Source organism: Micromonospora sp. KLBMP9576, from assembly GCF_050941805.1.
GTDB lineage: Bacteria > Actinomycetota > Actinomycetes > Mycobacteriales > Micromonosporaceae > Micromonospora.
Window position 1 is genome coordinate 2,458,969 of the sequence record NZ_CP194567.1, and the last position, 16,032, is coordinate 2,475,000.

Sequence of the window (16,032 nt, forward strand, 5' to 3'; positions counted from 1 at the left end):
ACGCCGACCCGCCGGCCACCGGCCCGCAGGCCGCGTCCGCCGGCCCGGCCGGGGCGACGGTCGGCATCGGGGCGGGGGAGGCCCGATGAGCGCCCCGCTGACCCGTGGCGCCCGCCACGCCCGCATCGTGGAGCTGATCCGCGCCGAGGCGATCCATTCCCAGACCGAGCTGGCCGACCTGCTCGCCGGCGACGGCATCCAGGTCACCCAGGCCACCCTCTCCCGGGACCTCAAGGAGTTGGGCGCCGTCACCGCGCGCGGCGGCGACGGGCGGGCCGTCTACCTGATCCCCGAGGACGGCCACCGGCCGCTGCGCGACGCCGAGGCGGCCCCGGCCCGGCTGGTCCGGCTGCTGCACGAACTGCTCAACGGCGTCGACGCCAGCGGCAACATCGCCGTGCTGCGTACGCCGCCGGGCGCGGCCCAGTACCTGGCCAGCGCGTTGGACCGGGCGGGTCTGCCCGAGGTCGTCGGCACCATCGCCGGGGACGACACCATCCTCGTCGTGGCCCGCGAGGCCGCCGGCGGGGCCGCGCTCGGCGACAAGCTCGCCGGCTGGGCCCGGCGGGGAGAGAACGTCGAAGGGAGCACCACACCATGACCGAGCGGGTCGTACTGGCCTACTCCGGTGGGCTCGACACCTCCGTGGCCATTCCGTACCTGGCCGACGAGACCGGCGCCGAGGTCATCGCGGTGGCGGTCGACGTCGGGCAGGGCGGCGAGGACCTCGACGCCATCCGGCAGCGCGCCCTGGACTGCGGCGCGGTGGAGTCGGAGGTCGTCGACGCGCGCGACGAGTTCGCCGCCGACTACTGCCTGCCGGCGATCCGCGCCAACGCGCTCTACATGGACCGCTATCCGCTGGTCTCCGCGCTGTCCCGGCCGCTGATCGTCAAGCACCTGGTGGCCGCCGCCCGCAAGCACGGCGGCACCATCGTGTCGCACGGCTGCACCGGCAAGGGCAACGACCAGGTCCGCTTCGAGGTCGGGCTGGGCGCGCTCGCGCCCGACCTGAGGATCGTCGCGCCGGCCCGGGACTTCGCCTGGACCCGGGACAAGGCCATCGCCTTCGCCGAGGAGAAGGGGCTGCCGATCGACGTGTCGGCGAAGTCGCCGTACTCCATCGACCAGAACCTGTGGGGCCGCGCCGTCGAGACGGGTTTCCTGGAGGACATCTGGAACGGCCCGGTCGAGGACCTGTACGCGTACACCGCCGACCCGGCGCAGGAGCGCGACGCCGACGAGGTCACGATCACCTTCGACGCCGGCGTCCCGGTCGCGATCGACGGCGAGACCGTCACCCCGTACCAGGCGATCCTGGAGCTCAACCGGCGCGCGGGCGGCCAGGGCGTCGGCCGGCTCGACATGGTCGAGGACCGCCTCGTCGGCATCAAGAGCCGCGAGGTGTACGAGGCGCCCGGCGCGATCGCGCTGATCACCGCCCACCAGGAGCTGGAGGCGGTGACCGTGGAACGGGACCTGGCCCGGTTCAAGCGTGGCGTGGACCAGCGCTGGGGTGAGCTGGTCTACGACGGCCTCTGGTTCTCGCCGCTGAAGCGCTCGCTGGACGCGTTCATCGACGACGCGCAGCGGCACGTCACCGGCGAGGTGCGGCTGACCCTGCACGGCGGCCGGGCCACCGTCACGGGGCGGCGTTCCGAGGCCAGCCTCTACGACTTCGGCATGGCCACCTACGACACGGGCGACACCTTCGACCAGTCGCTGGCGAAGGGCTTCGTGCAGCTCTGGGGCCTGCCCGGCAGGATGGCCGCCGCGCGCGACGCCCGGCTGGGCGGGTGCTGAGCATGGCGACCACAATGGGTGGCGTGGACGACAAGAGCCTGACCGAGAACAGCGCCGCCACCAACCGCACCAGCCTGTGGGGTGGCCGGTTCGCCGGTGGCCCCGCCGAGGCCCTGGCCCGCCTGTCGGTGAGCGTGCAGTTCGACTGGCGGCTGGCCCCGTACGACATCGCGGGTTCCCGGGCGCATGCCCGGGTGCTCGCGGGGGCCGGCCTGCTCGACCCGGAGGAACTGGGCCGGATCCTCGCCGCCCTGGACGACCTGGAGGCGGCCTGCGCCTCCGGGCAGTTCCGCCCGACCATCGACGACGAGGACGTGCACACCGCCCTGGAGCGGGGCCTGCTGGAGCGCCTCGGCAGCCTCGGCGGCAAGCTGCGCGCCGGCCGGTCGCGGAACGACCAGGTCGCCACCGACCTGCGGCTCTACCTGCGCGACCACGCCCGGGGCGTGGCCGGTCGGCTGGTCGAGCTGGCCGAGGCGCTGGTCGAGCAGGCCGAGCGGCACGTGGAGACCGCCGCGCCGGGCATGACGCACCTGCAGCACGCCCAGCCGGTCACCTTCGGGCACTGGCTGCTGGCCCACGTGCAGCCGCTGCTGCGCGACCTGGAACGGCTGCGCGACTGGGACCACCGCACGGCCGTCAGCCCGCTCGGCGCGGGCGCGCTGGCGGGTTCCGGCCTGCCGCTGGATCCGGCGGCCGTCGCGAAGGAGCTGGGCTTCCGCACGTCCTTCGCCAACTCGATGGACGCCGTCGCCGACCGGGACTTCGTCGCCGAGTTCCTCTTCGTCACCGCGCTGATCGGGGTGCACCTGTCCCGCCTGGGCGAGGAGGTGGTGCTCTGGACGTCGCACGAGTTCGGCTGGGTGGAGCTGGACGACGGGTTCGCGACGGGCTCGTCGATCATGCCGCAGAAGAAGAACGCCGACATCGCCGAGCTGGCCCGGGGCAAGTCCGGCCGGCTCGTCGGCGGGCTGATGAGCGTGCTCACCATGCTCAAGGGCCTGCCGATGACGTACGACCGGGACATGCAGGAGGACAAGGAACCGGCCTTCGACGCGGTCGACACCCTGGAGCTGCTGCTGCCGGCGCTCGCGGGGATGATCTCCACGATGACGGTACGCGTCGACCGTCTCGTCGCCGCCGCGCCGGTCGGCTACTCCCTCGCGACGGAGGTGGCCGACTGGCTGGTGCGCCGCAACGTGCCGTTCCGCGACGCGCACGAGATCACCGGGCGGTTGGTGGCGCTCTGCGTGGCCCGCGACTGCGCGCTGGACGAGGTCTCCGACGCCGACCTGTCGGCCGTCAGCGAGCACCTCGACCCGTCGGTGCGTGACGTGCTCTCGGTCCGCTCGGCGCTCGCCGCCCGGACCACGCCCGGCTCGACGGGCCCCGGACCCGTCGCCGACCAGCTCGCCGCCGCCGTCGACCAGCTCGCCGGCTGGCGGGGCTGGGCCGCCGAGGTCGTCGTGCCCCGCTGAGGTCGCCGCTACCCCGCGCGGCGCCGCCGGTGCCGCGCGGGGCTCAGCCCGTCGGGCGTTCCCGCTTCGGCAGCTTGGCGACCACCGCGTCGTACGAGGCGTCGACGGCCTCCGTCAGCTCCTCCACGGCGATGCCGCCGGCCAGGCGCAGGCTGTTCCAGCCGAAGCGCCCGAGGTACGGCAGGGCTTCGCCAGCGCATCATCGCGTCCTCCTCGCACCGCGGCCGTGCCCAGTCTGATCCGTCGCGGTGTCAGTCGGTGGCGGCGGTGCGGGTGCAGAGGCGTTCGAAGCGTTGCTTGGCGGCCTGTGCGCTGCCGAGCCCGAGCCCGAACGCGATCTGCTGCCAGGTCAGCCCGCGGTTGCGGGCCAGCGTGAGCAGGCCCGCCTCCATCGTGTCGATCTCGGCGCGCAGGTGCGGCATCAGGGTGAGCGCCGCGACCAGGTCCGCGTCGTCGACGGGGTCCTCCCCGGGCTCGGTCTCGGCCCCGCCGGCGGCGAGGGCGGTGACCAGCGCGACCGCCTCGTAGGCGTCCGGCAGGTAGGGGTTGGTGTGCCGGCGGCGTCGTGCCTCGGTGCCGGCGTGCCGCTCGGCTATGCGGTACAGCGCGCCGTAGGTGCGGCGGGCCCGGGACTCGTCGGCGTCGGGGGCGGTGAAGGAGTCGGTCATGCCACCATTCCAACGCTTCAACGCTCCGTTGTCAACGAATCGTTGAAAGGTGGGGCCGTGTCGTGCCGACGCCGACCGGCGGCCCGCCGCGCGGGCGGATAGGGTCGTCGCCGTGGTGGCGTACTCCGAGGGCCGTCCCGCCGACCTCGCGGGGCTGGCCGACCTGCTCGCCGGCCCGGTGGTGCCGGCGGCCCGGGGTCTGCTCGGCTGCCGGCTCACCGCCGGCGACGTCACCGTCCGGATCACCGAGGTCGAGGCGTACGCCGGCACGGCCGGGGACCCCGCGTCGCACGCGCACCGGGGCCGTACCCCGCGCAACGCCGTGATGTTCGGGCCGGCGGGGCACGCCTACGTCTACTTCACCTATGGCATGCACTGGTGCATGAACGTGGTGACGGGCCCCGACGGGGAGGCCGCGGCGGTGCTGCTGCGCGCCGGCGAGGTCGTCGAGGGCGTCGACGTGGCCCGGGCGCGGCGTCCCGCCGTACGCCGGGACGTCGACCTCGCCCGCGGGCCCGCCCGGCTCTGCGCGGCGCTCGGCGTCGACCGCGACGCCTACGGTCGTCACCTGCTCGGCGAGGGCCCGCTCCGGCTGCGCCCGGCCGATGTGCCGGTGTACGACCAGCAGGTCGCCGCCGGGCCCCGCGTGGGCGTGACCGGCGCGCACGACGTGCCGTGGCGCTTCTGGATCGCGGGCGACCCGACGGTCAGCGCCTACCGCCGGCACGTCCCCCGTCGGCGGTCGTGACGCCGCTGTCGTCCGGCGGCGGAAGCCGGTAGTGGCGCAGCCGGACCGGCTCGCCGCCGGGGCCCCTCCAGTCCGCGTGGCTGAGGTGGGTGAGTTGCCAGCCGGTGGCCTCGTACGTGGCGACGGCACCGGGCCTGCCGTCGTCGACGACCTCCAGGATCAGGTCCAGTCCCCGGGTCGCGGCCCACGTGCGCACCCGCGCCAACAGTCGCCGGCCGACAGCCCGCCGGCGGTACGCGGGCACGACGAAGAGCCGGCTGACCTCGGCGGTCGGCCGGTTGGTCGGCGGCGCGGAGGGGGCGGAGGCGACCCGGTCGACGGCCAGGTGGCCGGCGAGCGTTCCGGCGGGGTCCTCGGCGATCCAGGCGTGCCACTGCCCGGCGGGACGCAGCCAGCCGGGCGGGTCGGCCGGCCAGTTCAGCGGGTAACCGTCGGCATCGTGCACGACGGCGAGCGCCTCGACACAACGACCGAGATCCGCCGGGCGGCGGTCGCGGATGATCATGGTGGAGATTATTCACCGGAGCCCCGGCGGCCTCAACCGGTGGCGACCGGTGGGAGGTGGGGCGGGCCCCCGGGGACGCCCCGGACGGCGGAATAGTTGACTCGTCAAATATGTTGTGCCGGGCGTCCGGGAGCCGCAGCGGCCCCGGCGGAGAACAACGCGAGGAGCCGGTCATGCAGTTCGGAGTCTTCACCGTCGGCGACGTCACGGTCGACCCGACCACCGGCCGCGCGCCGACCGAGCACGAGCGGATCAAGGCCATGGTCGCCATCGCGCTCAAGGCCGAGGAGGTCGGCCTGGACGTCTTCGCCACCGGTGAGCACCACAACCCGCCGTTCGTGCCGTCGTCGCCGACCACCATGCTGGGCTGGATCGCGGCCCGCACCGAGCGGCTGCTGCTCTCCACCTCCACGACGCTGATCACCACCAACGACCCGGTGAAGATCGCCGAGGACTACGCGATGCTCCAGCACCTCGCCGACGGCCGGGTCGACCTGATGATGGGCCGCGGCAACACCGGGCCGGTCTACCCGTGGTTCGGCCAGGACATCCGCAACGGCATCCCGCTTGCCATCGAGAACTACGACCTGCTGCGCCGGCTCTGGCGCGAGGACGTCGTCGACTGGAAGGGCCGCTTCCGCACCCCGCTGCAGTCGTTCACGTCGGCGCCGCGTCCGCTCGACGGCGTGCCGCCGTTCGTCTGGCACGGCTCGATCCGCAGCCCCGAGATCGCCGAGCAGGCCGCCTACTACGGCGACGGCTTCTTCGCCAACCACATCTTCTGGCCCAAGGAGCACACCGAGCGGATGATCGCCCTCTACCGGCAGCGCTTCGCGCACTACGGTCACGGCTCCGCCGACCAGGCCATCGTGGGCCTCGGCGGGCAGGTGTTCATGCGGCGCAACTCGCAGGACGCGGTCCGGGAGTTCCGGCCATACTTCGACAACGCCCCCGTCTACGGCCACGGCCCGTCGCTGGAGGAGTTCACCGCGCAGACCCCGCTGACCGTGGGCAGCCCGCAGCAGGTCATCGACCGCACGCTCGGCTTCCGCGACTACGTCGGCGACTACCAGCGCCAGCTCTTCCTCATGGACCACGCCGGCCTGCCGCTCAAGACCGTGCTGGAGCAGCTCGACCTGCTCGGCGAGGAGGTCGTACCCGTGCTGCGCAAGGAGTTCGAGTCGCTGCGCCCGGCGCACGTGCCCGCCGCGCCCACCCACGCCGCCCTGCTCGCCGCCGCCGGCGACACCGCGAGCCGGGGCGCCGCCGGCCGCGGCGACGCGGCCGACCGCGCCGGGACGGAGACGGCCCGATGACCCGCCGTACCCTCGCCGTGGTCTCGGCCGGGCTGGGGCAGCCCTCGTCGACCCGGCTGCTCGCCGACCAACTCGCCACGGCCACCCGCGACGCGCTGGCCCGGCACGGCGACGACGTCGACATTCGCCCGGTCGAGCTGCGCGAGCACGCCCACGACATCGTCAACCACCTGCTGACCGGCTTCCCGTCGCCGGCGCTGCGGGAGGTGCTCGACACGGTCACCGGCGCGGACGGGCTGGTCGCCGTCACGCCGATCTTCCACGCCTCGTACAACGGGCTGTTCAAGTCGTTCTTCGACCTGGTCGAGCCCGGCGCGCTGGCGGACCGGCCGGTGCTGGCCGCGGCCACCGGGGGAACGGCCCGGCACTCGCTGGCGTTGGAGCACGCCGTCCGCCCGATGTTCTCCTACCTGCGGGCGGTCGTGGTACCCACAGCGGTCTTCGCCGCCGCCGAGGACTGGTCCGGCGGCACCGTCGACGGCGCGCTGGGCGCGCGGGTCACCCGCGCCGGCGGCGAGCTGGCCGACCAGATCCACCGGCGCACGCCGTCCACCGGCCCCGCCGACCCGTTCGCCCTCACCACCAGCTTCGACGAGCTGCTCGGCGGCCGGGACCGCTGAACGCCGGTCCCGCCGGCCCCCACCCGGGGCCGGCGGGACCGGGCGCCTCAGCGCCCGACCGGGTGGGCGACCAGCACCGGGCAGTGCGCGTGCTGCACGAGGGCCTGACTGACCGAGCCGAGCAGCAACCCGGCGAACCCGCCCCGGCCCCGGGAGCCGACCACGATCAGCGCCGCGTTCCGGCTGGCCTCCACGAGGGCCTGCTCCGCCTTCGCCGCCCGCAGCACCCGCCCCTCGACGGCCAGCCCCGGGTGGCGCTCGCGGACCGTGGCCGCGGCGACCGCCAGCAGCTCGGCGGCCTCCGCGTCCGCGGCGACCTGGGTCTCGGTCACCTCGTCCGCCCCCCGACGGCCGCCGTCGGGTGGCTGGACGTGCACCAGCACCAGCCCGTCGCCGCGGCGGGCCGCCTCGTCGGCGGCACAGCCGACCGCCAGCGCGGCGGGCTCCGAACCGTCCAGCCCGACCAGCACCGGCCCGGCGACCGGGATGGGCTCCTCGACGGGGCGCACCACCAGCACCGGGCAGTGCGCGTGCGCGGCCACCTGGGTGCCGACCGAGCCGAGCAGCAACCCGGCGAAGCCGCCCAGTCCCCGGCTGCCCACCACCACCAGCTCGGCGCGCCGGGACTCCTCGACCATCGTCGCACCTGGCCCGCCGGCCACCTGGCGGACCTCGACGGCCAGCCCCGGGCAGCGCCCGACCAGGTCGGCGGCCGTGCGTTCGAGCATCTTCTGCGCCTCCTCGCTCGGCGCCGGCAACCCCACGTCGTACGGGTTGATCGGCACGCCGTAGCCGAGCGGGTGCAGGTAGCCGTGCACCAGGTGCAGCGGACGCGACCGCAGCACGGCGGCCCGCGCGGCGTGCTCCGCCGCCACCAGGCTCGCCGTCGATCCGTCCACACCCACCACCACGGGTCGGTTCATCAGCCCTCCCAGAGGTCGATCAGGTCATTGTCGACTCGGTACCGCCGACCCACCGGCATTTACCGGTACGCCGTCGCGCCGGCCCGGGGGAGCGGGCGGGCGCGACGGCGCCGCGGTGCGGTGACCGGGTCAGGCGCCCGCGGCCCGCTTCGGGGTCCGCACGATCACCAGCGGGCAGTGCGCGTGGTGCAGCACCGCGTGGCTGACCGAGCCGAGCAGCAGCCCGCCCAGCGCGCCCCGGCCGCGCGCGCCCACGACCACCACCTGGGCCTTCTTCGACTCCTCGACCAGCACCCCGCCCGGGGAGCCACGGACCAGCCGGTGCCGTACCGGCACGTCGGGGTAGCGCTCGACGAAACCGGCGAGGGACTCGGCGAGTGCGCGCTCCTCATCGGCCGCGAGGGCGTCCAGGTCGTACGCCAGGGGCAGGATGTCACCCGGACCGACCGGCGTGGGATAGAGCCAGGCCTGCACCGCGACGAGCGGGGCACCCCGGCGGCTCGCCTCGTCGAAGGCGAACGCGACCGCCTCCTGGGAGCACTCGGAGCCGTCGACGCCCACCACGACCGGTCCCTCCGCGCGCTGCTCGCCGCGCACCACGAGGACGGGGACCTGCGCGTTGGCGGAGACCTGCACGGTGACCGAGCCCAGCAGCAGCCCGGCGAAACCGCCCAGGCCGCGATGGCCGAGCACCAGCAGGGCGGCGTCACGGGACGCGTCGAGCATGACCGGGGTGGCCGCGCCGTCGATCACCACACCGCTCACGGGCACGTCCGGTGCGACCCGGGTCGCCTCGGCGATCGCCTCGGCGACGAACCGCTCGGCCTGGTTGCGCAGGCCGGCGCCCGCCGGTGCGCCCTCCGCGGCGCCCAGCGGCGCGCGGGTCAGCGGCCAGATGAAGGCGTGCACGACCCGTAGCGGGCGCTGCCGCCGTGCGGCCTCGCGCGCCGCCACCCGGACCGCGTCCAGCGCGGCGGCCGAGCCGTCCACCCCCACCATGACGGGGGCACCGGTGTTGATGGTCACTGACTCCTCCTTCGTACGCCTTCAGCCTGCTCGGTCCGCACGTTACCGGCCAGAGCAGATCGCCCCCACCTGCGGGACCTTGGTCCCGCGTACCGGGCCGACGCCGCGAGTGGCGCCGCCCACCCGCCCGGACGGTTCCCGGGCCGGGACCAACGGCCCTGCCGCCCGTGCCCGTCACGCGCTGGGATGGGCAGGGGACCGTCGAAGGCACCCGGGCGCCGCCGGCTCGGCCGACGAAAGGGGCACCGCATGACCACTCTCGACGTGCTGCGCGCACATCCGTTCCTCGTCGGGCTGCCGGAACCGTGGCTGCCCCGGCTGGCCGGTCACGCCCGGCCGGTGGTCTGGCATCCCGGGCACCGGCTGTTCCGGGCCGACCAGCCGGCCGAGCGCTTCTGGCTGGTCCGCTCCGGGCTGGTGGCGCTGGACCTCACGGTGCCCGGCCGGGGCGACGTGGAGATCGAGACGATCGGCGCGGGCGCGACGTTGGGCTGGTCGTGGCTCTTCCCGCCGTACCGCTGGCAGTTCGGGGCGGTCGCCGCGCAGCGCAGCACGGCGGTGGAGTTCACCGCCGACGGGGTGCGCCGGCTGATGGAGTCCGACGACGCGCTCGGCCGGCAGCTCACCACCCGCTTCATGGGCGTCGTGGTGGACCGCCTGCACGCGGCCCGGGGCCGGCTGCTGGACCTCTACGGCTACCCGGCGGACGCCCCGCCCGCCGACTGACCGGCCCGACCCGCCCCGTCGTGCCCGGCGGGGACCGCCCGGTCCGACCCGCCGCCCGCCGCCGGGCCCGCGCCCGCCGTCGACCGTCCGGGCGTACGCACCCGGGCGAGGAGCAGCCGCACCGCGAGGCCGGCCGCGCCGGCCAGCAGGGCCAGCGGGTACGCCTGCCCGAGGAAGAGCCGGGCGGCCCAGCGCACCTCCTCGGCGCGTGCCCCCGTCGACCAGCCGGTGATCTCGACCAGCCGGGCGGCCAGGCCGACCACGACCACCAGCAGCGCGCCACCCGCGGCGAACGGGCCGGCGAGCGAACGGGACACCACGGCGACCGTTGCCACGGCCACCAGCAGCGCGGCCTGGAGGGTGACCACCAACGTCCCGCCGACCAGCTCCGGGTGCAGCGGCGACCAGTCCACCGTCACCGCCCCGGCGATCGGCAGCCGCGGCAGCAGCAGCGTGACCAGGACGCCACCTCCGGCCACCAGTGCCGCCCGGCGCAGGTCGGCCCGGCGGCGGGGGCGGCGCAGCCCGGCCGCCAGCAGGGTGCCGCCGGCCAGCGCCACCGTGGCCGCCGCCCAGGGCTGGCCCAGCAGGACGAGGAGCACCCGCGGGTTGTCCAGGGCGGCGCAGTCGACGACCGCGCACCGGGCGGCCCTGGCCTCGGCCCAGCCGGCGAAGAGCCAGCACAGCAGGAGCAGGCCGACGGTGACCGTCAGGGCGGACGCCAGCGGCCCACCTCCGGGCCCTCGCCCGGCGGCGGGCCGCGCGGGGCCGCCGGTGTCCTCGCCGGTGTCCTCGCCGGTGTCCGGCCCGCCGGGGGCCAGGGCCGCGAGCCAGCAGCAGAGCGCCACCAGGCCCGCGCCGAGCGCCACCGGGACGGTCGACAGCGGCGGGCCGGGTGGGAAGACCCCGTAGAGCAGCGCGGGATAGGGGGCGAGCGGCAGCCCGACCAGCAGGCCGAGGGCGAACACCACCCCGACCAGGGCGGGACGGGGGCGGCGGCCCGAGACCAGCCGGCCCCGCACGTCGCGCCAGAGCCCGCGTACCAGGAACACCGCCGACGCGACGGCGGGCATCGCCAGCACGCCCAGCTCGACCCACGGCACGTCGTGCTCGGCGAGCGGCGCCAGCACGCCGTCCTGGTGCAGCAGGCCGACGAGGAGCTGGGCGTTGCTGAGCGCGACCGCGGTGAAGACGCCGCCGGCCAGCACCTGACCGACCGGGAAGGCCAGCACGGCGCCGCCGTCGTCGAGACCGGCCAGTCGGGCCGCGGCGCTCGGATGCCGGGCCAGCAGCCGTTCCGCCGGGCCGGCCCGGCGGGACACGCCGCCGTGCAGCGCGGCCCGGATCCCGGCCGGGCCGCCGCCGGCGGCCCGCAGGTCCGCCTCGTGCTCGCGGGCCCGGAGGAAGGCCCGGGTCACCAGCTCGGCGGCGAGCGCGAGCAGCCCGGCGCGGAGCACGATACCGACCGCGGCGCCGGCCGCCGGCGGATCCGCCGACCAGTTCAGCAGGGCGAGCAGCAGCGCAGCGGTGAGCAGCGCGGCCGTGCGGGTGCTGATGCGCAGCGCGGTGGCGAACTGCAGACGCAGCAGGTCGTGGTTCTGCACGTGGGCCAGCTCGTGGCGTAGCACCGCCTCGAAGACGTCCCGGCCGGCCGCGCCCTTGGTCGGCAGCATCAGCAGCTCGGGGCCGAGCGCCACGTACGGCCTGCGACCCGTGCCCCCGGTGAACGCCCGCCGGCCCAGTCGCGGCCCGAGCACCACGGCGACCTCGCGGGGCAGCCGCACCGAGGCGAGCACCTCGTCGACAACGGTGGCGGCGGCGGGGAAGGTCGCCCGGTCCAGCGGCCGGGTCTGCCGCCGGTGCAGCCGGGACTGCCACAGGAACAGGTACGTCCCGGGCACCGCGATCAGGTTGAAGAAGTTGGACATCCGGACGAGCATCTCGCTGCACGGGTAGCCGAGGACGTCGCCCAGCCCGCAGCCCGGGCGGGCCAGCACCGTCAGACCGAACACCACCCCCAGCAGCACCGCCGTGCTGAACACCAGCGCGGCGAGCGGCAGCAGCAGGAAGCCGGTGTCGGCGGGGCGGCCGGGGGGCGCCGCCCGCGGCGACGTCACCGGCCGGCCTCCGGCTCCTCCAGCAGCAGGGCTCCCACCACGGCGTCGGCGATCGCCCCGGCCAGGACCGGTTCGACGCCCAGCGCGGCGGCCCGCGCGACGGCGACCTCGCGTACCGCCGCGAGCTGCTCGCGGGTCCAGGCCGCACTCGCCGGCGGGGCGGGTGCCGGGCGGCGGCGCAACGCCCCGAACAACCCCCGGGTGGCCCGGCCGCCGAGTTGTTCCAGCTCACCCTCGGCGCCGCGCAGCAGGGCGCCGGTCACGGTCGCGCAGACCAGGGTGACCACCGGCGTCACCGTGGCCACGGCCTCCAGGACGCCGAACTGGAGCCGATCGCCCTCGACGGAGGTGTCCACGCCGGTCAGGTACGGCGCGGAGAGCAGGTCGAAGGCGGGTAACTCGTCGGGGGCGACGCGCGCCACCACTGTACGCGCCAGGGCCGCGGTCCGCTGGGTCATGCCCCTATTCGTAGCGGGCCGGGGCGAGCGCACGCCACAGTGGACGCTGTCCGCTATCCGTCGTCGGCCGACCGGTCGCGCACCACCAGCTCGTCGACCTCCAGCCTGCCGATGCGCAGCTCCCGGATGACGGCCCGGCGGATCGCGAGCCGCCCGATCGCCAGCACCCCAACGGCGGCGGCCCCGCCGGCCAGCGCCCCCACCGCCAGCGCCCCGAGCGCCGCCGAACCCACCGCCCGCGCTCCCGTGGCTGCCGCGCCTGTCGCCCGCGCTCCCGTGGCGCGCGCCCCGCCGCTGCGCGTGTTGCCCAGCACTCGTCTCATCCGGCCATTGTCCGCCGCGCGGGCCGTCCCGGCACGAGACCGGCGACCTGCCACCCGCGCCCCGCGGGCTGTCGGTGGGCGGCCCTATCCTCGGGGCCGTGACCGCCGAGCTGAGCCTGCGTCCCGTACGCGACGAAGACCTGCCCGTCTTCTTCACCCACACCCAGGACGCGCAGGCCAACTGGATGGCCGCCTTCGGGCCGGCGGACCCGGCCGACCGGGAGCGGTTCGAGGCGCACTGGCGCCGGGTGCGTGCCGACGAGCGGATCGTCGCCCGCACGGTGCTCGCCGCCGACGAGGTCGTCGGGCACGTGCTCGCCTTTCCCGTCGGCGAGCAGACCGAGGTCAGTTACTGGATCGACCCGCGGCGCTGGGGCCGGGGGCATGCCACGGCGGCGCTCGCGGCGCTGCTGGGCGAGCTGCCCCAGCGACCCGTGCACGCCCGCGCCGCCAAGGACAACCGGGCCTCGCTCGCGGTGCTACGCAAGTGTGGCTTCGTCGTCACCGGCGAGGACCGGGCGTACGCCGACGGCCGGGGCGTCGAGGTGCAGGAGTGGGTGCTCGAGCTCGCCGCCGACTGACCGCCCACGGCGTCCGGGCGCCCGGCCAGGTCGCCCGCCGGGGCGGGGCGGCCACGTCACCACTACTCTCGCGGGGTGAACTGGCTGGAACTGATCGGCTGGACCGGCTCCGCGCTGCTGGTCTGGTCGCTGCTGCAGACGCGCATCCTCCGGCTGCGTGCCCTGAACCTGATCGGTTGTCTGATCCTGATCGGTTACAACGGGGCGGTGCAGGTCTGGCCCATGGTCGGGCTGAACATCGTGCTCGCCGTGATCAACGTCTGGTACCTGCGGGCCATGCTCGCCACCCGCCACGACGACGCCACCTACCAGGTCGTCGAGGTCGGGGTCGGCGACCAGTTCCTGGCCCATACGCTGAGCGTGCACGCCGCCGACATCGCCCGGTTCAACCCCGGCTTCCGCTGGCCCCCCGACAGCTCGGCCGCCCGCACGGCGTTCCTGGTCGTGCGGGCCGACGAGGTGGTCGGCGTGGTGCTGTCGCACGCCGAGGCGGACGGCGTGGCGCAGATCGACCTCGACTACGTCACCCGCCGGTTCCGCGACTTCACCCCGGGCGAGTTCGTCTACCGGCGCAGCAGCCTCTTCACCGACCGGGGTTTCCGCCGGGTCGTCACCCCGCCCGGCATGCTCGCCCCGTACTACCACCGGCTCGGCTTCCGTCCCGAGGGCCGCTCGTACGTCCTCGACCTGCCCGCCGCGTCGGCCGCGGGGCGCGCCTGAGCACACCGGGAACCGGATGAGGATTCACGACCCGGCCCGGTGGGCACAGACTGGCCTACGCCGGCCGTTGACCTACGGCCGGCGGTGCCCGTCCTACCGGCGGGCACCGGTCCCGCGTGAGGAGAGCCAGGCGTGCAGAGCATCTGGACCCAACTGGCACTGGTGGGCGTCCTGGTCGTCGTCAACGCGGTCTTCGCCGGCAGCGAGATGGCGTTGGTCTCGCTGCGCGACAGCCAGATCCAGCGGCTGGAACGCACCAGCCGCGCCGGTCGGGTGCTGGCCCGCCTCGCCAGGGACCCGAACCGCTTTCTGGCCACCATCCAGATCGGCATCACCCTCGCCGGCTTCCTGGCCTCGGCCGCGGCGGCGGTGTCCCTGGCCAAGCCCCTCGTACCGCTGCTCGGCGCGTTCGGCGGCGCCGCCGACACCGTCGCTATCGTGCTGGTCACCCTCGCGTTGACGTTCGTCACCCTGGTCTTCGGGGAGTTGGCGCCGAAGCGCATCGCCATGCAGGCCGCCGAGCGGTGGGCGCTGCTGGTGGCCCGGCCGCTCGACCTGCTGGCCTCCGTGACCCGGCCGGCCGTCTGGGCCCTCGGCGCCACCAGCGATCTGGTGGTACGCCTGGTCGGGCTCGACCCGAAGCACGAGCCCGACGAGATCGGCCCCGACGAGCTGCGGGACATCGTCTCCGGCAACCACGGCTTCACCAAGGAGCAGCGGACCATCATCGCCGGCGCCGTGGAGATCGCCGACCGGCAACTGCGGGCGGTGCTCGTACCCCGGTTGCAGGTCTTCACGCTCGACAGCGGCACCACGGCGGAGGCCGCGCGGCTGCTGCTGGCCGCCACCGGCCACTCCCGGGCGCCGGTGGTCCGGCACGGCGGCCTCGACGACACGGCCGGCGTGATCCACCTGCGGGACCTGGTCGGGGTGCCCGACGACCGGCCGGTCGACGAGTGCGCCCGCCCGCCGATGCTGCTGCCGGACTCCCTGTCGGTGGTGGACGCGCTGCGGCAGTTCAAGGCCGAACGCCAGCACATCGCCCTGGTCGTCGACGAGCGCGGCGCCGTCGACGGCATCGTCACCCTGGAGGACATCCTCGAGGAGGTCGTCGGGGAGATCTACGACGAGACCGACCGGGACGTGCACTCCGTACGCACCGAGGCGGACGGCGCGATGCTGCTGCCCGGCACCTTCCCCGTGCACGACCTGGCCGACATCGGTGTCGAGCTGCCCGGTCGCCCGGGTGGCGACTACACCACCATCGCGGGCCTCGTGCTCGCCTGTCTCGGCCACATCCCCACCGAGGCGGGGGAGAGCGTCGTGGTGGACGGCTGGGAGCTGGAGGTGACCCGCATCGACCACCGGGCCATCGCGGGCGTCCGGCTGCGCCGACAGGCCGCGCCGCTTCCCGACGCCGAGGCCGAGGTCGTGCTGGACGAGGCCCGGGGCTGAGCCGCGTCCCCGCCGGGTCGGCCGTGGTGGTCGACCGGGTGGGTCCGGCGACGTCCGCGCGGGACGTCGCCGGGGCCGGGTTGCTGCGGGCGGCGGCGGTCAGGCCGGGTAGAGGTTCTGCAGCCGGACCTGGCCGCGCGCCACGAGCCGGTCGTCGGCGTCGGTGATCTCCACCTGCCAGAGCTGCTGGCTGCGTCCCCGGTGCACGGGGCTGCCCACCGCGGTCAGCTCGCCGTCGCGGACCGCGCGCAGGAAGTCGGTCTGGTTCGACACCCCCACGACGCGGCCCCGCCCGGCCAGCCAGAGCGAGCCACCGATGCTGGCCGCCGTCTCGACCACCGAGCAGTACACGCCGCCGTGCTGGATTCCGAACGGTTGGTGCAGCTCGGGGCGGACCGACCAGCGGACAACCACCCGGTCCGCACCGACCTCGTCGAGACTGAGGCCCAGCAGGGCGACCAGGCCACCCGTCAGATCCGGCATCTCCACGGCGTTCCCCTTCCCGATCATGGCCGCGTCAGCCTACGCCGCGGCCGACCCGGCAAACCCGGTATGGTCCTGCCCC

Annotated in this window: 18 protein-coding genes; 10 read left to right on the forward strand and 8 right to left on the reverse strand. The window is 75.2% G+C overall.

Annotated features, from left to right (window positions below; all coding sequences use genetic code 11):
- Positions 1–85: 85 nt before the first annotated feature.
- Genes ACQ452_RS11030 through argH form a run of 3 tightly spaced genes read left to right on the forward strand, consistent with a single transcriptional unit; the run spans position 86 to position 3,281 of the window.
- A complete protein-coding gene (locus ACQ452_RS11030) occupies positions 86–601 on the forward strand; it encodes an arginine repressor (RefSeq protein ID WP_433392850.1) in 516 nt (171 codons plus the stop codon).
- Positions 598–1,803 (forward strand): argininosuccinate synthase, encoded by a 1,206-nt coding sequence (locus ACQ452_RS11035; RefSeq protein ID WP_433392852.1) that lies wholly within the window; start codon positions 598–600, stop codon positions 1,801–1,803. The genes ACQ452_RS11030 and ACQ452_RS11035 overlap by 4 nt, the downstream gene beginning before the upstream one ends.
- 14 nt (positions 1,804–1,817) lie before the next feature.
- Positions 1,818–3,281, forward strand: a complete 1,464-nt coding sequence (argH, locus tag ACQ452_RS11040) for an argininosuccinate lyase (protein ID WP_433394093.1) — start codon at positions 1,818–1,820, stop codon at positions 3,279–3,281.
- A 251-nt stretch (positions 3,282–3,532) separates the two neighbouring features.
- On the opposite strand, the gene ACQ452_RS11045 is transcribed toward argH, so the two are convergent.
- A complete protein-coding gene (locus ACQ452_RS11045) occupies positions 3,533–3,949 on the reverse strand; it encodes a DNA-binding protein (RefSeq protein ID WP_433392853.1) in 417 nt (138 codons plus the stop codon).
- Positions 3,950–4,061: 112 nt separating this feature from the next.
- On the opposite strand from ACQ452_RS11045, the gene ACQ452_RS11050 reads away from it, so the two are divergent.
- Complete coding sequence (locus ACQ452_RS11050; RefSeq protein WP_433392855.1) at positions 4,062–4,697, forward strand: DNA-3-methyladenine glycosylase; 636 nt, start codon at positions 4,062–4,064, stop codon at positions 4,695–4,697.
- Here the strand turns inward: ACQ452_RS11050 and ACQ452_RS11055 are convergent.
- Positions 4,657–5,202 (reverse strand): GNAT family N-acetyltransferase, encoded by a 546-nt coding sequence (locus ACQ452_RS11055; RefSeq protein ID WP_433392857.1) that lies wholly within the window; start codon positions 5,200–5,202, stop codon positions 4,657–4,659. The genes ACQ452_RS11050 and ACQ452_RS11055 overlap by 41 nt on opposite strands.
- Positions 5,203–5,375: 173 nt before the next feature.
- Between ACQ452_RS11055 and ACQ452_RS11060 the strand changes: the two genes are divergently transcribed.
- Together ACQ452_RS11060 and ACQ452_RS11065 are read left to right on the forward strand one after the other, a co-directional pair.
- On the forward strand, positions 5,376–6,518 hold the full coding sequence (locus ACQ452_RS11060) for an LLM class flavin-dependent oxidoreductase (RefSeq protein ID WP_433392859.1): 1,143 nt from the start codon (positions 5,376–5,378) through the stop codon (positions 6,516–6,518).
- Positions 6,515–7,138: an FMN reductase gene (locus tag ACQ452_RS11065; protein ID WP_433392861.1), complete on the forward strand. Its 624-nt coding sequence runs from the start codon at positions 6,515–6,517 to the stop codon at positions 7,136–7,138. The genes ACQ452_RS11060 and ACQ452_RS11065 overlap by 4 nt, the downstream gene beginning before the upstream one ends.
- 47 nt (positions 7,139–7,185) lie before the next feature.
- Here ACQ452_RS11065 and ACQ452_RS11070 read toward each other — a convergent pair whose 3' ends face one another.
- Together ACQ452_RS11070 and ACQ452_RS11075 are read right to left on the reverse strand one after the other, a co-directional pair.
- On the reverse strand, positions 7,186–8,061 hold the full coding sequence (locus ACQ452_RS11070) for a universal stress protein (protein ID WP_433392863.1): 876 nt from the start codon (positions 8,059–8,061) through the stop codon (positions 7,186–7,188).
- A 129-nt stretch (positions 8,062–8,190) separates the two neighbouring features.
- The gene (locus ACQ452_RS11075; protein WP_433392865.1) at positions 8,191–9,087 is read right to left on the reverse strand and encodes a universal stress protein; all 897 of its coding nucleotides are present in this window, start codon (positions 9,085–9,087) and stop codon (positions 8,191–8,193) included.
- Positions 9,088–9,336: 249 nt separating this feature from the next.
- On the opposite strand from ACQ452_RS11075, the gene ACQ452_RS11080 reads away from it, so the two are divergent.
- Complete coding sequence (locus ACQ452_RS11080; protein ID WP_433392867.1) at positions 9,337–9,813, forward strand: cyclic nucleotide-binding domain-containing protein; 477 nt, start codon at positions 9,337–9,339, stop codon at positions 9,811–9,813.
- On the opposite strand, the gene ACQ452_RS11085 is transcribed toward ACQ452_RS11080, so the two are convergent.
- Genes ACQ452_RS11085 through ACQ452_RS11095 form a run of 3 tightly spaced genes read right to left on the reverse strand, consistent with a single transcriptional unit; the run spans position 9,783 to position 12,711 of the window.
- Complete coding sequence (locus ACQ452_RS11085) at positions 9,783–11,930, reverse strand: M48 family metalloprotease (RefSeq protein ID WP_433392869.1); 2,148 nt, start codon at positions 11,928–11,930, stop codon at positions 9,783–9,785. The genes ACQ452_RS11080 and ACQ452_RS11085 overlap by 31 nt on opposite strands.
- Positions 11,927–12,388 carry a hypothetical protein gene (locus ACQ452_RS11090; RefSeq protein ID WP_433392871.1) on the reverse strand — a complete coding sequence of 154 codons (462 nt, stop codon included), beginning with the start codon at positions 12,386–12,388 and terminating at the stop codon, positions 11,927–11,929. Before ACQ452_RS11090 ends, ACQ452_RS11085 begins: the two co-directional genes overlap by 4 nt.
- Positions 12,389–12,441: 53 nt before the next feature.
- Positions 12,442–12,711 (reverse strand): hypothetical protein, encoded by a 270-nt coding sequence (locus ACQ452_RS11095; protein ID WP_433392873.1) that lies wholly within the window; start codon positions 12,709–12,711, stop codon positions 12,442–12,444.
- Between the two features lie 98 nt (positions 12,712–12,809).
- On the opposite strand from ACQ452_RS11095, the gene ACQ452_RS11100 reads away from it, so the two are divergent.
- From ACQ452_RS11100 to ACQ452_RS11110, 3 genes are all read left to right on the forward strand, one after another.
- Entirely contained in the window at positions 12,810–13,292 is a 483-nt protein-coding gene (locus ACQ452_RS11100) for a GNAT family N-acetyltransferase (protein WP_433392874.1), read from the forward strand.
- A 75-nt stretch (positions 13,293–13,367) separates the two neighbouring features.
- Positions 13,368–14,012 (forward strand): hypothetical protein, encoded by a 645-nt coding sequence (locus tag ACQ452_RS11105; RefSeq protein ID WP_433392876.1) that lies wholly within the window; start codon positions 13,368–13,370, stop codon positions 14,010–14,012.
- Between the two features lie 132 nt (positions 14,013–14,144).
- Entirely contained in the window at positions 14,145–15,467 is a 1,323-nt protein-coding gene (locus ACQ452_RS11110) for a hemolysin family protein (RefSeq protein WP_433392878.1), read from the forward strand.
- Between the two features lie 99 nt (positions 15,468–15,566).
- Here ACQ452_RS11110 and ACQ452_RS11115 read toward each other — a convergent pair whose 3' ends face one another.
- Positions 15,567–15,977, reverse strand: a complete 411-nt coding sequence (locus ACQ452_RS11115; RefSeq protein WP_433392880.1) for a PaaI family thioesterase — start codon at positions 15,975–15,977, stop codon at positions 15,567–15,569.
- Positions 15,978–16,032: the final 55 nt, after the last annotated feature.

Excerpts from the sequence above, each read along its gene's own strand:
- ACQ452_RS11095 (WP_433392873.1), bottom strand. The coding sequence starts at position 12,711 with ATGAGACGAGTGCTGGGCAACACGCGCAGCGGCGGGGCGCGCGCCACG.
- ACQ452_RS11035 (WP_433392852.1), top strand. The coding sequence starts at position 598 with ATGACCGAGCGGGTCGTACTGGCCTACTCCGGTGGGCTCGACACCTCC.
- argH (WP_433394093.1), top strand. The coding sequence starts at position 1,818 with ATGGGTGGCGTGGACGACAAGAGCCTGACCGAGAACAGCGCCGCCACC.
- ACQ452_RS11115 (WP_433392880.1), bottom strand. The coding sequence starts at position 15,977 with ATGATCGGGAAGGGGAACGCCGTGGAGATGCCGGATCTGACGGGTGGC.
- ACQ452_RS11045 (WP_433392853.1), bottom strand. The coding sequence starts at position 3,949 with ATGACCGACTCCTTCACCGCCCCCGACGCCGACGAGTCCCGGGCCCGC.
- ACQ452_RS11060 (WP_433392859.1), top strand. The coding sequence starts at position 5,376 with ATGCAGTTCGGAGTCTTCACCGTCGGCGACGTCACGGTCGACCCGACC.
- ACQ452_RS11055 (WP_433392857.1), bottom strand. The coding sequence starts at position 5,202 with ATGATCATCCGCGACCGCCGCCCGGCGGATCTCGGTCGTTGTGTCGAG.
- ACQ452_RS11090 (WP_433392871.1), bottom strand. The coding sequence starts at position 12,388 with ATGACCCAGCGGACCGCGGCCCTGGCGCGTACAGTGGTGGCGCGCGTC.
- ACQ452_RS11080 (WP_433392867.1), top strand. The coding sequence starts at position 9,337 with ATGACCACTCTCGACGTGCTGCGCGCACATCCGTTCCTCGTCGGGCTG.
- ACQ452_RS11065 (WP_433392861.1), top strand. The coding sequence starts at position 6,515 with ATGACCCGCCGTACCCTCGCCGTGGTCTCGGCCGGGCTGGGGCAGCCC.
- ACQ452_RS11070 (WP_433392863.1), bottom strand. The coding sequence starts at position 8,061 with ATGAACCGACCCGTGGTGGTGGGTGTGGACGGATCGACGGCGAGCCTG.
- ACQ452_RS11030 (WP_433392850.1), top strand. The coding sequence starts at position 86 with ATGAGCGCCCCGCTGACCCGTGGCGCCCGCCACGCCCGCATCGTGGAG.